Here is a 13003-nt window from a genome sequence, read left to right on the forward strand (position 1 = left end):
GATATCACTCTCCCGTTTCGATTTTTAAATCTTGGTTAGCCACTACCCGGCAGACGATCAGTTGCCCGGCCGGCTGTTTGAAGCGGGTGATGCTCTCGGCGTTGTCCACGAAGCACGGGGCAACGATGTCTGCCTGCTGGCTCAGGACATCCCGCAGCTCGAGTCCTGCGCGGATGCCTTCGGACAGAGACAGCTTGCGGTAGGGCTTGCCGTCCATCATGATCTCGAAGTCCGGCTTGATCTCGCCGTCCCCCTTGTTTTCCTTGAACAGCCGTAGGGAGAGAGTCGTAAACAGGTCTTGCACCTTGGCCGCTTGAAGCTCCGCCTCTTTCGCGTAAAACGCTTTGATCGCGTCGAGGATGAAGATGGACTCATTCCGGCTGGCGAGGGTTTCGGATTCCGCTGCTTTGGCTTGCTCGATCTGTCCGGCAAGCTGATCTCGTTGCTGCTGCTCGCGGATGGCCACCAGGATCGAATCAAGCTCATGTTCCAGTTCCCTGACCTTCGCGGTTTGCTCGGAAACGTCGATCGGTTCAAGCGTTAGAAGCTCCTCTTCGAGGGCTTTTCGCTGATTCACCATCGACTGGTGATTTTCCATGTATTTTTTTATGCGGGCCGCTTTGTCGGCCTCAACCGCAGCGATGGCCTCATCGGTAAGCTTCTGGCTGCATGTGCGGCAAGTGTCGGCGATGACTTCATCTCTGAGCTCTGGGAAATTCGCCTTGCTCCGGCTAATCGACTCACGCAAACCTGCAATTCTCGCCAAGAGCGCAGACCTCTTTTGTTCGATCTCGAAGGCTTGTAACGGTAGCTTGTCGGCCTCTTTGATCTGGTCTCTTAAGCGGCTTTCATCGAGCTTCAAATTGTCGATGTTCTGATTTGCGGCCGGCACAGCCAGCTTGTCCAATTGCTCCTGCAGAGTCTTGGTCCGGCTCTGTGCGGCGATATACACCTTGTCCTGCTTGTTCTTGTTCTCCTTGTGTTTATCTTGAAGTTCTTGGAGGGAATGTTTCTTGATGAGAGCAGCCAGCTTGTCCGCCTGCATTGCTTCCATCTGCTTAAATACTTCTTTGCTCGATGTTGCAGAAACGTATCTAAGAAGGAGTGGTCGTTGTTCATTAGTTGGATGGAGTGAAAAGAAATATGTCGGGTTAAAAAGTGATAAGAAAAGGTCTTTGTCGAAGAGGCTCTTCACCAATTCTTCGAACTCTGTAGACTTCTTTGGAATTTCATTGATGTAGTAGTGCATCTTACCTTTGACAATGGCCCGTCCGAGCAGAAGCTGCTTGCCGTCAACCTCGAGCAGCAACTCTGCGCGCGTCTCGTCGTATTCATAATTGGTGGGCGTCGGATCAGTCTTGGTGCCCAAGGCATCCGTGCCGTATAATGTGAACGGGATGGCTTCTACAATGGAGCTCTTTCCCTTAGCGTTATCGCCCGTGATCTGCGTCAGCTCGCCAAAGTCAACGGTCAGATCACGGTGCGATTTATAATTGTGCAGCTTGAGGCTTTTGAACTCGACTCTCATTCCTCGCTCTCCTTCTCCCCAGGATTCTGGAACTCTACGATCACCGGGCAATTTTCAATTCTCGCGATCGGCTGACCGGACGCGTCTCTTACACCGTACAAGAAATCGATGCTGTCCTCCCATTCACAAGAAGCGTCTATGATTTCGCCGACCACCTTGCCGTTATACCGCTCTCCTACCACGAATCGCTTCTCCGGGTTGGTGAGAACGGTGAGCGTTTTGATTGTCTGCATGCCGCACCTCTCCTTTCCTAAAGCCAGAGCGATGGAAGTCCCAGTGAACATTCCGTTTCAGCAACCAGGCCCTTTACGTAGTCGACATTCTCTGGTGCTACGTGTCCGCTTTGCAGGATGGCACGAAGCTGTTTAAGGCGATCCTTTACGCTTTGTCCCTTTTCCATCAGTGAATGTCCTCCTCTTTGTTTTTGAACATCCGGATTTCACACGAGACGCCGATCTGATTCATAGCAGCTTCAATCTCCGCCAATGCTTCATGCAGTCTTGCCTTGATGAATTCAGCTTCAAATTCCGTTTTCGCATTAATCATGATGCGACCATCGAACTGAGGAACCAGCGAAATCCCTTCCTCGATACACCTCTCACCGTGTGCAATAGCTGCGTCGATCTCCGCTTTCAGCTTTCCGCCCATCCGGTCACCCGCTCTTTCTTGTGTCTTTTGACACATCGTCTTCAAAAAAAATATAGTTGAATACTTTCTTGCCAAAGAGACTGATAAGCCCTTCCCATACGACCCCGCTGGGGTCCCGCTTGTTGTTTAGCACTCGGGATAAGCAGGAAGGAGTTACGCCTAATTTCGCGGCGAGAGACGATGTGTTCTCACCGTTTTTCTTCATGTACTCAGTCAGTTTTTGGCGATCCAGTACAACTTGTTTCACCTTGTTCACCTCGTTTCTTGTTTGTCATTTGACACAAAACAAGCATACACGATTTTGTGTCAAATGACATAATCGGTAAATCCAGCTATTTTCGCCAAATACGGTCTAATTCGGCCGAATTTGTCATTTGACACATTAATCCCTCAATATCTCTTTGCTTTTTGACAAATCCCATGTATAATGAATGTGTCAAATGGCAAATAAAGTACTGGAGCAAAAAACATTGATAACGGAAGGGATATGCGGAGAATCCATGAATGAATTCGGCGAATTTATAAAAGGTATTCGAGAGGCAAAGAACTTAACGTTAATGGAAGTAGCAGAAAAATCAGGAATAAACCATTCCCATCTATCTAGAATTGAAAACGGGGAGCGCAATCCTCCGAAACCTAAAACCATGAAAAACCTTGCTGTTGCTTTGGGTGTAAGCTTCGCTACACTTTTGGAAAAGGCTGGACTTATAGAGGAGTCAGAAAAGGATCTATTATCCTCCACAGACGATCCAGAGGAAATAAGTAAAACATTAAAAAGAGAACGTGATAGAAAAAATCGTAATTTGCGTGACGCTAGAAAATTTCTCGAGCAATCAGATATTATGTTCGATGGTGTGCCAATGAGTGAAGAAGACAGGCAACAAATTCTAAAAGTAATGGAGAGTATGTTCTGGAAGGCTAAGGAGATGAATAGAAGAAAGCCGAAGGAATAAGGGGCTGACGCCATGATCGACTCTAACATTAGAAAATTAGTAAAAAAATATAATACGAATTGTCCTTTTGTTTTAGCCGAAAAGTTGAATATCATGGTTGAGTATCGAACCCTTCCTCCAAGCTGTAGAGGATACTATTTATATGTGCGAAAGCGAAGATTCATCGCCATAAATAAGGCATTACCCTATATAATGCAACGTTTTGTTTGTGCCCATGAATTAGGACATGATCGTCTTCATAAGGGGTTTGGTCACTATTTCATTGAACAGAACACACTTTTCAACCCTGGCAAATTCGAACGTCAAGCTAATACATTTGCAGTCCGTTTGCTTACTTACGATCGACATTTTGAGGAAGATGAAAGCGTCGAGTCCTTTTGCCGCCGGAATGACATTCCGCTTGAAATGGTTGAATATATCGTAAATTAAAAAACACATGCACTTAGCGGGCATGTGTTTTTGCGTTACCTGCTGATCTCATCGACCAGTTCAAGCCTGTGATCATCAATGTATCGGTAAAGGATAATACTTGTCGGGCTGGTTACTTTAACGGTCGTTCCGAGAAGGCACTCGTATTTCTTAAGTACAGACAGAATAAAAAGCTCTGTGATATGAACCGGAATATCTTGATTAACATGGATGTGGTGCATAACTGCAGCAGCTCCTTATTATATTTACTGATTGCAGATTCTAAGTTGGTGTATAATCTTACCAAGATACATAACTAAAACTAATACAATAGGTATTCGGTGGTGACTTAATGGCTCTCCGAGTTGGAGGGAGCCGCTTGCCCGAATGGTTCTCGAGAACAAATAAGAAACAGGTCGATCTTGCAAGGCATCTAGGGGTTTCAGAATCATTCATCTCCCAGGTCATCAACGGCAAAGCTAAAATGTCGGTGGAAAAGATGAAGATGTCTGCTGATTTTCTCGGTTGCCATATGGAAGACCTGGTCGAGTGGATTTACGAATCCCCATCGGACAAGCGGAAGTGAGCTCCGGCTCCCCTCCTCTCTCGGGAACTTAATGTATAGATTAAGATTCTAGATGCTCCTCGTTGCCAAATGGGTATGTTTCTTAGTTTACATTATCTAATCAATATAGTTTGTCGCTTTTTGTCATGGAAGAAAAATCCATGTCGTTCTACGCCGGCCCAGCCATCTTACAAACAAATGGGTTCAGCCTACCTTCTCCGAAACGAAGCGCGCAGATCGCGTGGAAGCGTTTCGTGCCCAGTCCATCCTCCACGGTAAACGGCGCGATCTCCTCTTGAAGACCCTTATACGTCTGCTTGCTGCTCGGATAGATAAAGAAATGAGGCCCCGCGTCTTTGATGATCTGGGCCAGTTCCTTCGGCAGCTGCTCCCACGAATGGAAAAGCCACGTATACGCCAGCCGATACTTTCGCGATTCCACGGCCACATTACGCCAGAGCTTGGCGCTCCTCAAATATTGGTGCGGCTCGTCGAAGATAATGGCGACCGGGTGATTTGCCTGCCGGAGCCCCATAGCCGCATCAATTTTAAAGGCGATCAGGTTGATGAGCAAATCCTTTCCCTCGCGCGTGTTCAGCCGGTCCGGCACGTCGATAACGGTACAAACCCCTGGCCAATCAAGCACCTCGACCATATCAATTCCGCTGGTTGCCTGCATGCATTTCTCCAAGTAGGGATCACCGAGCAAGAGGTCAAGGCGATTGAAGATTGGGCTCGTGATCTGCCGTCTCCTCGCATCGGATTCGTTGTGATATTGCTGCATCGTCTGGCGGTTCATACCCTCTGGCATCCCCTCAATAATGCGCTCCCGGTACTCGTTATCGCTCAGAATCTTCACGATCTCTCCCAGCCTTCCCGTCTGCATCCCCATGACGGCCGCACGCAGGAAGCGCTGCGTCTGCGCGCCGGTATCATCGATCGACGTATCGAAAAAGCTGAAGAGGATCTGCGCGAGCCGGGTCCGGGCTTGCGGGCTATGCAGCACCTCACGGAAGTCCAGGCTGATGACGTCCTTCCCCAGCAGCACCCGGCGCCGCTGATCAACTGGCAGCCGCCGCTCCATCTGCTCCCAAACCTCCCCTTTGGCCGGATCAATCACGATCGCGCTGTATCCCTGCTCCACAAACTGCACGGCCCTATTGCATGCGAACCCCTTGGTCTTCCCGCTGCCCATGCCGCCGATCACTACTGTAGGGAGGCACAGCTGGTCATGGTCTTTGGTCGGCAGGTAGACCGGTATGGACTGTTTTCGAATACTGGCCTCTCCCAGCTGCATGCCGCCCTTACATAAGATAGCCGGAACCTCAACCTGCCGCGTGCTCAGCGCACTGATCTGATCGTATTTGTCCTGGAGTGCAGCAGTAGGTGTTTCGACCAGTCGGCCCAATTCCTCGTTGCTCAGTTTGTTCTTGTCCGGGTCCAGCCTTGTCGGCCAGCTGACGCGGAACGTGTTCAATTCTTGAATGATGGCCGGCTTGAGTCTCTCATGATAGTCCGATCGCTCGAGCTCGTTATCCGCTGCCAGGTCCGTAAAGCTGTTCGCCATGGTCTGTAAAATAACGCTTTTCTGATGGCGGTCCGGGGAGTGGGCTGCCAGCCGGATATATGTGTTGAAGGTAGGAGCAATCAGTTTATTAATAGTGCCGCGGTGGAGCTGGCCGTCGATCATGATGATCCGTTTCTCCAGGTCGGCCTCTCCTTTTCGCTTCTTCAGCTGCTCCTCTCCACCAATTGCCACATGCAGCCCATCAAGCAAAGACTGGAGCTGGGAGACAACAAACTCTCCCAGGCTTATAAGCAACTGCTTGCTGCTGACCCGGGCCCGCCGCGGGGTGTGCCCACGCTTAAACTCTTCGTGCTGCCGTTTCACCCAATCCTGCCAGTCAAGCCGGTTTACCGGTTCCGCACATACAGAGTATCGCGCGAGGTCATAAGGCCCCATGTCACCAACCACTGACAAAAGAGTCTGATATGGCTCGATCTCCGTCCGTCGGTCTGTCTGCAAAGCGAACATATTCGACCGCCGCAATTTCAATTCGCAAACGTCCGAATCGGCTGGAACAGCAGTTTGGAAAGGCACTTCATCCACGCTTGCCTGATGCCATGTATTCTGAAGCGCACTCTTCAGTTGCCGTTTAAGTTCCGCCGGCACGGTGCAATAAAACCGGATTTCATCCGGCCGGACCATCACATCCCACCACAGCACAGCGGGCGTCTTCCCACGCAGCACGTCGAGCGGAGTTTGGTAAAACGTACTGAGGCCCCTGAACAGTTCATGAACCCGCTTGCTGTCCGTCTCTCGGCTTGGTGTAATCTCGAATTGGACCATCTCAACCTGCCTGTTCTCGAACAGCTTAAACCGCACGTCCAGCCACCCCCAACAAGGTTGAAAATAGAAAGGCTTTAGTGCCCTTAGTCACCCATTTCCCGCTGCCGGACACACCGATCAGTAAACACACCATAGACCACAGCAGGAGGCCCTCCACGGCGAGCGCTAGGCCGGTCGTGGCAAGCCAGGACAGCGCCGTCCTCACAATGTCCAACGTGAGCTCATTAGCCGCTGACATCGCCGCCTCCTTGCTTTTGCCGAGTAGGTTCGGGATGATCGCTCCGTCCGTTGCTCGCTCCCAGAACCCAGGGCGTTGAAGGACCTGGACAATTGGTTGCGGATCGATCAGTTGACCGGCTGCCGACTTCAACCCGATGTGGAGATGCGGGCCAGTCGAGTAACCCGTCGAGCCGGATTCCGCAAGTTTCTGCCCCGCCTCAACCACTTGGCCGGCGCGGACGTTGATCTTGGACAGGTGACCGAGAATGACTTCGTTGCCGCTCTGCAGCTTGAGATAAACAGCCTTTCCGAGGGATTGATCACCCAGATCCATAACGCGGCTGACAACCCCCTTGGCGGGTGCCAGGATGTCGGTGCCGGCAGGAATGGCGAGATCTACTCCTTGGTGCGGGACTGTGTGCGCCGTGTCTACTGCTTGAAAACGTGAGGTCACAGGGTATTGTTCAACGAGATGGCCAGCTGCACCAAGAACAAACCGCATGTCGATCCCCTCCCCTCAATACCCGACTGGCGGAATCACCTTATTAACCTGATCGACGATCCAAGGCACCCAGTAGAGCAGGATGTAAGCGGCGGTCGAGACTTTCATGCGAGTGAAACCTTGCTGCGGCTTACTGATCAGCGCCTCTAACGCACCCCACGCCATGAAGAAGAAGTAAATTTCGTGGGCAAATCCGAAAAGAACATCCTTGATCGGTTTGGTTGCAACCGACAACTGCTCGGTAAAAGAGGCATCAGGGGCCACGGCCGCCATGGCGGTAATCGCTTCGTGCGCACTTACCGGAACCACATGCGATATACAAAGAGCGATCGTTGCAGCTCCGGCTGCCGCTACAGCCTTGCCGTTAAATGCCGCCGGACGAGTCCCCTTTTTCACTTCCACCTTTCCGGCCATGAATGCCTGCCAATCTAACGTCTGGATTTTAGCCATGCTGTCACCTTCTTCACTGTGTTTTTGCCAGCCATAATCACACAAAATCCACTAAACAGAAGCAGGATTGTAGAGACCATCAGTCACCTCCGGAATAAACCTCAGTCGTCACGGGGAATACTGTACAAAACGACTAGGAGGGCTCAAATATGTGGATAATCCTAGCTGCAATCTCTTTCTGTTTGGCTCAGCTTGCTTACTTCTTTGGATACTGACCTCCCGGAACATACACGGCTGGCCTACCCTGTAGGCGGGCCGTTTTTTGTTGCTGTGGCTGAGGTATAGAAAGCGGCATGGCGCGAACCTCTAAAGCCGGCTTGCTCCGCATCCCGAGCATGATTCTGAGACCATCGCGGCAGAGCTGCTTCACCTCTTCGTCGGGGATGTCAGCAGCGATCAGGTCTGCATCCAACTCTTTTCGGAGCCGGAAGCTGATCAATGTTTTCATCCGGTGCACCTCCTGTTTACCTATCTGGTGCATTATATGGGCACCTGCCTATCCATGTTTCGCAATATTTCGCGAAAGGTTCGTATTTTTTGGAGAAAGTTGTCCAGACTGAGCTAATAAAAAAAGGAAAAAGGTGTTATTCATGTTTGGCTTGGGGAAAAGGAGAACGAAGCTAGGAAAGTGGCTTGACGCAAGGGGATATAACCAGGAGGACCTTGTTAAGGCATCGAAGGTAAGCAGGAACACGATCAGTAGGGCTTGTAATGAATTGGACTACACTCCGAGCATTTCTGTTATCAAGAAAATAATAAAAGCCCTTCGGGAAGTTGATCCTTCCGTCAGGGCTGATCGATTTTGGGATTTGTAAACATTGATTTGTAAACATCGGAACCGGACAGCCTGGCGAGCGTCGCCTCCGCTGAAGCGTTCCAAGCGACGCTTATGCTACCGTGATAACCCATGTTATGCGGCGAATGCAAAATGATTCGGAAATTGCTCCATCGCCGCTTGGACTATTTATATTTCTGTTTTCCACCGAGGAATTCGTTCCCATCCATGTATAACCATAAAGGTATCAGGCTCCGCCGGTGTCCAAGCGATGTATCCTTGGTCCGTCAGCACGCCCAAGGCATCGTACAGGTCCTTTCGAGACCGGCCGGTCTTTATCATCAATTCGTCTATTGTTGGATACCGCCTTCGGATCGCCATAAAGTTGTACAGGATGCGCAACACTTTGCGTTCGATGTCTGCGAGCATGTCATTCAACTACCCCGATCATGTCGCTGAGCTTAATCCATTCATAGTCTCCATCGTAAGCAAGCTTGATCTGCCGGAGCTGCTGGTCAACTCGCTCCACGCGACCCGTTATGTAGCGGTCTTCGAACATATCGAAGACCTTAATAGTGATGTCTGTTCCGTCGATCAAAGAGGCTTGGATCGCCTCGCTGATCAAGGAGACTTGTTGCTCGTCGAGCGTGGGCCGTTCCTTTTTCTCTAGCTCCGCTCGGTGCCTTCGGATTTCGGCCACATGCTCGGGAAGCATCATCCTTGACGATTCCCACCTCATATTACTTCCTGGCGTCAGCTTGTTTTGCTTCATCCCGAATCAATCCTTTCACGGTTAATCTCTGGGATACTCCACTGACATTATGTCCAAAAATGGAATCCATTGCTTCGTGCCGTTCACCATAACTCCTACCCGGCTGGTTCTGGCGTCCAATTCCACAACCGTGCAAGGCGGCGTCTTTTCCTCGGCCCATACATCAAGTACTACTCGTTCCTTCTCCCGCATGGCCTCGACCAGACGCTCTCCCAGCTCCTCGAGGACAAACTCATCCCGCGTTGGCCGCTTTGGCTTTTTACTCATCTCTATTCACCCCTAAACAGGAACATTCGTTCTTATTATACTTCGACTTTAACGCTAATACCAATAATTTATGAAACCTTTGCAGGAAATTTAAGGTATGTATGTAAATTGATTAGAGAGATATACAAGGAGGGTATCGAGGAGAGTTGTCTAATCAAGTTCAATTCCGTAAACAACGGCAGCCAAAACGGTTTACCCTGGGGGCGGTATCCGGGGTACTTATAGCATTAGGGGCAGTTCTTACTATCACCATCATCGGCGCGATTATAGGCATACCTTTGTTGGCTGCCGGTTTAGTCGTACTGCTTATTCGGGCCCGGACAAAAACGCGTTCCGTTACTTGCCCGAGCTGCAGCGCGGAGAATAAAATTGAATCCAGCGTGAGCTTGTTCAATTGTGAGCAATGTTCTAAGACACTTCGATTTGAGAATGGTGAATGGAAGTCAAACTAAAATAATCCCCCGCCAGCCAATACGGCCAGCGGGGGATTCGCGTTACTGAGCTCTTTTCTCTTCCACCACATGTTCTTGCGGTTTAAGCACGGCGTTATATTCTATCACTGCCTTTTCTACGGCGGCCCGAATCTCCGCATCCGTCAACTTGATCCCGATCAGCTCAAGCCGACTGAGTAAGTAGCCCTCGGCGGCCTTTAGCTTCCTATCGCCGTTCACGTCTTTGTAAATCGACTCAGCGAACGCAAAAGCCTCCTTCGCCAGCCGGTGTAATGTCTCGCGCTGCTGGGCTGTCGTTCTTTGCTCCAGCCACGCTTCAACCTTCTGCTTGACCGTTAGAACTGCCGCGACCAAAACGGCTACTAGGAGGCCCAGCAGAGCATCCACAATCGTCGACACATATGGTTGGATGATGTCTGCCATATTAAATCAGTCCCTTTCGATTGAGAATAGTCAGCAACCGGTAAAAGTCATAGCTGCCACCGGCCGGCGTGTCGATCAGCCCTTTGCACTTAGCCGCATCCACGGCGGCCGCGGCCCATTCTGGGATAGCCGGCATGCTCTCCTTGTTCTTGATTGCCCTCAGCTCGGTCTGCAGGTCGTAGATGTGTTGGATATGCACGTCCAGCGTGTCGAGGATCACCTTCTGATTGTTTCTCAGTTTTTCGATTTCTGCTAGCAGTTCCATTTCGTTGTCCACCTCCGAGAGTGCTTGATACAATCGGTCCCAAGGAAATTTCGGGCCCGGGCAGTTCGGTTTTCCGACCGGGTTGATGTGGCAATGACCGATCACATGATACTTATCCAGCGGGAACCGGCGGCCCCACTTGTCGAGAATAAAGTCCCGGATATACGCATGCAGCTGGACGGATGCGGTGAACTGAGCCTCGGTGAGTGCCCCATCCGTCCCTTCATGCTCAATTGAGACGGAGTACAGATTCGGATTGACACCCATGTCCCTGACAATCTGCGCCGGCGCATTAGGGATCTGCGCGGCCGTCAAGCCGTTTGCCCAGGCCATCCGGTCGATGGGCACATATTGATGGATCGCCCCTGTCTTAGAAACGCCAAAATGAGCCGATGAGACCGTATTGCTCGGGTCCGTGAACCAGTTGTCCATGCTACCCATCGATCCGGCTGAGATATGATCGACGATCGCACAGGGAACCATGCCGCCTCGGGAGCTGCTGTTGGTATGCTGGTTGCCTTTCCAGATTACTTGCATCGAGTTTACTTCTCCCCCTTTCTGTCAATCTTCCTGAGGTAAATGAAAAGGTCAAAGTGCTTGGTATACGTCAGAACAGCCAGACTCACGAGTCCGGCTGTCGTTCCAAGCTGAGCAATAGCCCACGCATACAGCTGAATGGCTTCCAGCGCAGGATCTTTGTATTGGAGTATTGCAGCCATCCGAATCCAGATCACGGTAACCATCTTGAAAACGTATGCGACCAAAAAAAAGAGCATCGCCACCATGAATAGGTTGACGACACCCGATTTGATTCGTTCCCTGTAGTAGGGGATATGAGCTCCGATAATGTAAAGGGCGCAAGCCAGCGCAACCAGGTAAAGCGATAGAAGCACCAAGTCAATGGCGTGGATCATAGGCGATCTCCCTTTTCGTAGACAAAGTATTTGGCGAACCGATTTCGCTCAATCTCCTCCTGCAGTTCCCTGGACATATCACGGTATCGGCTTATGGTTAAGCTGACACTGCGGGAAGCTTGAATCAGTTCGTCCTGTTTGTTGCGATGGCTGGGGAGAAGGCGCTCGAGCAATTTCATTAGCACGTTCCTCATCCTCCTCGGTGTTCAGGATCGTCCTTCTTCATGTTCTTAACCACTTCCAGCAGGGGCAACATAAAGCCCTCACGCTCCTTGTCCAATATTGCTTGAAGGCGGTCCCTGTCTTCTTCCACTTTCTCGAGCATTTCCCGAGGCACAAGGTCCCCCTTGATAATCATTCTGACGATGATTAACAACACGGCGAGCAGGATCAAAAGAAGCACCAGGGCCAGCCCATATTTTTCAGCGAGCTGGGCCAGCTTGTCGATCTGGTTAAGTTGTTCGGAGTCCATCCTCTCGCTCCCTTCACCTTGCCTTAAATAAGAAAGAGAGCCCGACGTGGCTCTCTTAAAAGTGCTTTCGATATAGTTCCCGGCGTCGGTCTCCGCTGAGTTGCGCGTAAATTCTTGTCGTGTCCATCCTGGCATGCCCTAGGAACGATTGAATGACTTCCAAGGGCGTATCATTGTTGAGCAGATGCGTTGCGTAAGAGTGCCTTAACTTGTGGGGATAGACATTCACTTCAATGTCCGCTCGCCTGGAGATCCGCTTGATAACGTAACGCATCTGAGGGATGCCCATTCGGCGCGGGGCACGTTCGGTCACAAACAGAGCAACATCTGTATCCTTGCGGCTCCGCAGATACCGCTTAAGCCAGATCGCGCACTTAATGGTGAAGTACACCTCTCGCTCCTTATCTCCTTTACCGCGAACGATGATGGACCGGCCTTCCCAATCGATCGAGTTACGATTCAATCCGTGTATCTCGCCGATCCGGCAGCCGGTGGTATACAGGACCTCAACCAGAGCGTGCTCGAGCGGAGACACACACGCTTCGCGCAGGGCCTCGATGTCTTCTTCTGACATTGCCTTTGGAATCCGCATTCCCTGCTTTGGTTCCTTGAGCTTGCTGGCCGGGTTCCGTGTGATGTAACCCTCGTCCAAAGCCCATCGGATAACGATTTTAGGAAGCGAACCCGGTGCCCTAAGCTGGATGGTTTCAGTCGCTCCGCATCCTTGGCAAGGTAGCTTTTCAGATCATCGTAGGTGATCGAATCAATCGCTTGGTCCCCTTTCCATCGAATCAGCAGCCCTGCCTGGATTCGGTATGCCTTAATCGTGTGCCGAGAGTACCCTTCAATCCGCTTGTCCGACTCGTAAGATGCCCATGCCTCGGATAGTCGCATCGTTTGTTTACCTCATTTCGTGTTTATTTGAGGTAAATATACCACCATATGAACACATTGGCAACAACATTGTGTTATATTTCTTGTATTTTGAACACATTTCCGAGTATAATGTGTTCATCAGAAGAAAAGGCGGCGGTATGGAT

General features: G+C 50.6%; 20 protein-coding genes. 4 read left to right on the forward strand and 16 right to left on the reverse strand.

Translation table 11 applies throughout. From position 1 onward, the window contains the following. Nucleotides 1–4: 4 nt before the first annotated feature. From KJS47_RS09165 to KJS47_RS09185, 5 genes are read right to left on the reverse strand one after another with little or no spacing between them, the layout of a single operon-like run. Nucleotides 5–1528, reverse strand: a complete 1524-nt coding sequence (locus KJS47_RS09165; protein ID WP_213524587.1) for an AAA family ATPase — start codon at nt 1526–1528, stop codon at nt 5–7. Continuing rightward, a complete protein-coding gene (locus KJS47_RS09170) occupies nt 1525–1761 on the reverse strand; it encodes a hypothetical protein (protein ID WP_213524588.1) in 237 nt (78 codons plus the stop codon). Before KJS47_RS09170 ends, KJS47_RS09165 begins: the two co-directional genes overlap by 4 nt. 17 nt (nt 1762–1778) lie before the next feature. Further along, nucleotides 1779–1928 (reverse strand): hypothetical protein, encoded by a 150-nt coding sequence (locus KJS47_RS09175; RefSeq protein WP_213524589.1) that lies wholly within the window; start codon nt 1926–1928, stop codon nt 1779–1781. Next, complete coding sequence (locus KJS47_RS09180) at nt 1928–2176, reverse strand: hypothetical protein (RefSeq protein ID WP_213524590.1); 249 nt, start codon at nt 2174–2176, stop codon at nt 1928–1930. Before KJS47_RS09180 ends, KJS47_RS09175 begins: the two co-directional genes overlap by 1 nt. A gap of 4 nt (nt 2177–2180) precedes the next feature. Beyond that, nucleotides 2181–2423: a helix-turn-helix domain-containing protein gene (locus KJS47_RS09185; RefSeq protein ID WP_213524591.1), complete on the reverse strand. Its 243-nt coding sequence runs from the start codon at nt 2421–2423 to the stop codon at nt 2181–2183. Between the two features lie 193 nt (nt 2424–2616). Between KJS47_RS09185 and KJS47_RS09190 the strand changes: the two genes are divergently transcribed. The 3 genes from KJS47_RS09190 to KJS47_RS09200 all read left to right on the forward strand — a co-directional run bounded on the left by KJS47_RS09190 (nt 2617) and on the right by KJS47_RS09200 (nt 4123). Continuing rightward, the gene (locus tag KJS47_RS09190; protein ID WP_213524592.1) at nt 2617–3129 is read left to right on the forward strand and encodes a helix-turn-helix domain-containing protein; all 513 of its coding nucleotides are present in this window, start codon (nt 2617–2619) and stop codon (nt 3127–3129) included. 12 nt (nt 3130–3141) lie between these two features. Further along, nucleotides 3142–3558, forward strand: coding sequence for an ImmA/IrrE family metallo-endopeptidase (locus KJS47_RS09195; RefSeq protein WP_213524593.1), 417 nt, complete (start codon nt 3142–3144; stop codon nt 3556–3558). 358 nt (nt 3559–3916) lie between these two features. Next, a complete protein-coding gene (locus tag KJS47_RS09200; RefSeq protein WP_213524594.1) occupies nt 3917–4123 on the forward strand; it encodes a helix-turn-helix domain-containing protein in 207 nt (68 codons plus the stop codon). Nucleotides 4124–4271: 148 nt separating this feature from the next. Here the strand turns inward: KJS47_RS09200 and KJS47_RS09205 are convergent, their stop codons facing one another. The 4 genes from KJS47_RS09205 to KJS47_RS09220 form a co-directional block, all read right to left on the reverse strand. After that, on the reverse strand, nt 4272–6488 hold the full coding sequence (locus tag KJS47_RS09205; RefSeq protein ID WP_213524595.1) for a type IV secretory system conjugative DNA transfer family protein: 2217 nt from the start codon (nt 6486–6488) through the stop codon (nt 4272–4274). Continuing rightward, the gene (locus KJS47_RS24250; protein WP_213524596.1) at nt 6478–7173 is read right to left on the reverse strand and encodes a M23 family metallopeptidase; all 696 of its coding nucleotides are present in this window, start codon (nt 7171–7173) and stop codon (nt 6478–6480) included. The genes KJS47_RS09205 and KJS47_RS24250 overlap by 11 nt, the downstream gene beginning before the upstream one ends. Nucleotides 7174–7188: 15 nt before the next feature. Continuing rightward, nucleotides 7189–7623: a hypothetical protein gene (locus tag KJS47_RS09215; protein WP_213524597.1), complete on the reverse strand. Its 435-nt coding sequence runs from the start codon at nt 7621–7623 to the stop codon at nt 7189–7191. 196 nt (nt 7624–7819) lie between these two features. Then, complete coding sequence (locus KJS47_RS09220; RefSeq protein WP_213524598.1) at nt 7820–8071, reverse strand: hypothetical protein; 252 nt, start codon at nt 8069–8071, stop codon at nt 7820–7822. Between the two features lie 142 nt (nt 8072–8213). Here KJS47_RS09220 and KJS47_RS09225 point away from each other — a divergent pair, with 142 nt between their 5' ends. Further along, the gene (locus KJS47_RS09225; protein WP_213524599.1) at nt 8214–8438 is read left to right on the forward strand and encodes a helix-turn-helix transcriptional regulator; all 225 of its coding nucleotides are present in this window, start codon (nt 8214–8216) and stop codon (nt 8436–8438) included. Nucleotides 8439–8828: 390 nt separating this feature from the next. On the opposite strand, the gene KJS47_RS09230 is transcribed toward KJS47_RS09225, so the two are convergent. The 7 genes from KJS47_RS09230 to KJS47_RS24320 form a co-directional block, all read right to left on the reverse strand. After that, complete coding sequence (locus tag KJS47_RS09230; RefSeq protein WP_213524600.1) at nt 8829–9170, reverse strand: YolD-like family protein; 342 nt, start codon at nt 9168–9170, stop codon at nt 8829–8831. Nucleotides 9171–9191: 21 nt separating this feature from the next. Next, nucleotides 9192–9443, reverse strand: coding sequence for a YolD-like family protein (locus KJS47_RS09235; RefSeq protein ID WP_213525040.1), 252 nt, complete (start codon nt 9441–9443; stop codon nt 9192–9194). Nucleotides 9444–9931: 488 nt separating this feature from the next. Next, nucleotides 9932–10312, reverse strand: coding sequence for a phage holin (locus KJS47_RS09240; RefSeq protein WP_213524601.1), 381 nt, complete (start codon nt 10310–10312; stop codon nt 9932–9934). Between the two features lies 1 nt (nt 10313). Continuing rightward, complete coding sequence (locus KJS47_RS24050) at nt 10314–11114, reverse strand: N-acetylmuramoyl-L-alanine amidase (protein WP_249716196.1); 801 nt, start codon at nt 11112–11114, stop codon at nt 10314–10316. A 5-nt stretch (nt 11115–11119) separates the two neighbouring features. After that, entirely contained in the window at nt 11120–11491 is a 372-nt protein-coding gene (locus KJS47_RS09250; protein WP_213524602.1) for a hypothetical protein, read from the reverse strand. Between the two features lie 190 nt (nt 11492–11681). Beyond that, nucleotides 11682–11963: a hypothetical protein gene (locus KJS47_RS09255; protein ID WP_213524603.1), complete on the reverse strand. Its 282-nt coding sequence runs from the start codon at nt 11961–11963 to the stop codon at nt 11682–11684. A 55-nt stretch (nt 11964–12018) separates the two neighbouring features. Then, nucleotides 12019–12555, reverse strand: a complete 537-nt coding sequence (locus KJS47_RS24320) for a tyrosine-type recombinase/integrase (protein ID WP_306433017.1) — start codon at nt 12553–12555, stop codon at nt 12019–12021. Between the last annotated feature and the right edge of the window lie 448 nt (nt 12556–13003).

It is taken from the genome of Paenibacillus sp. J31TS4 (assembly GCF_018403265.1).
In the GTDB taxonomy this organism is placed as follows: domain Bacteria; phylum Bacillota; class Bacilli; order Paenibacillales; family NBRC-103111; genus J31TS4.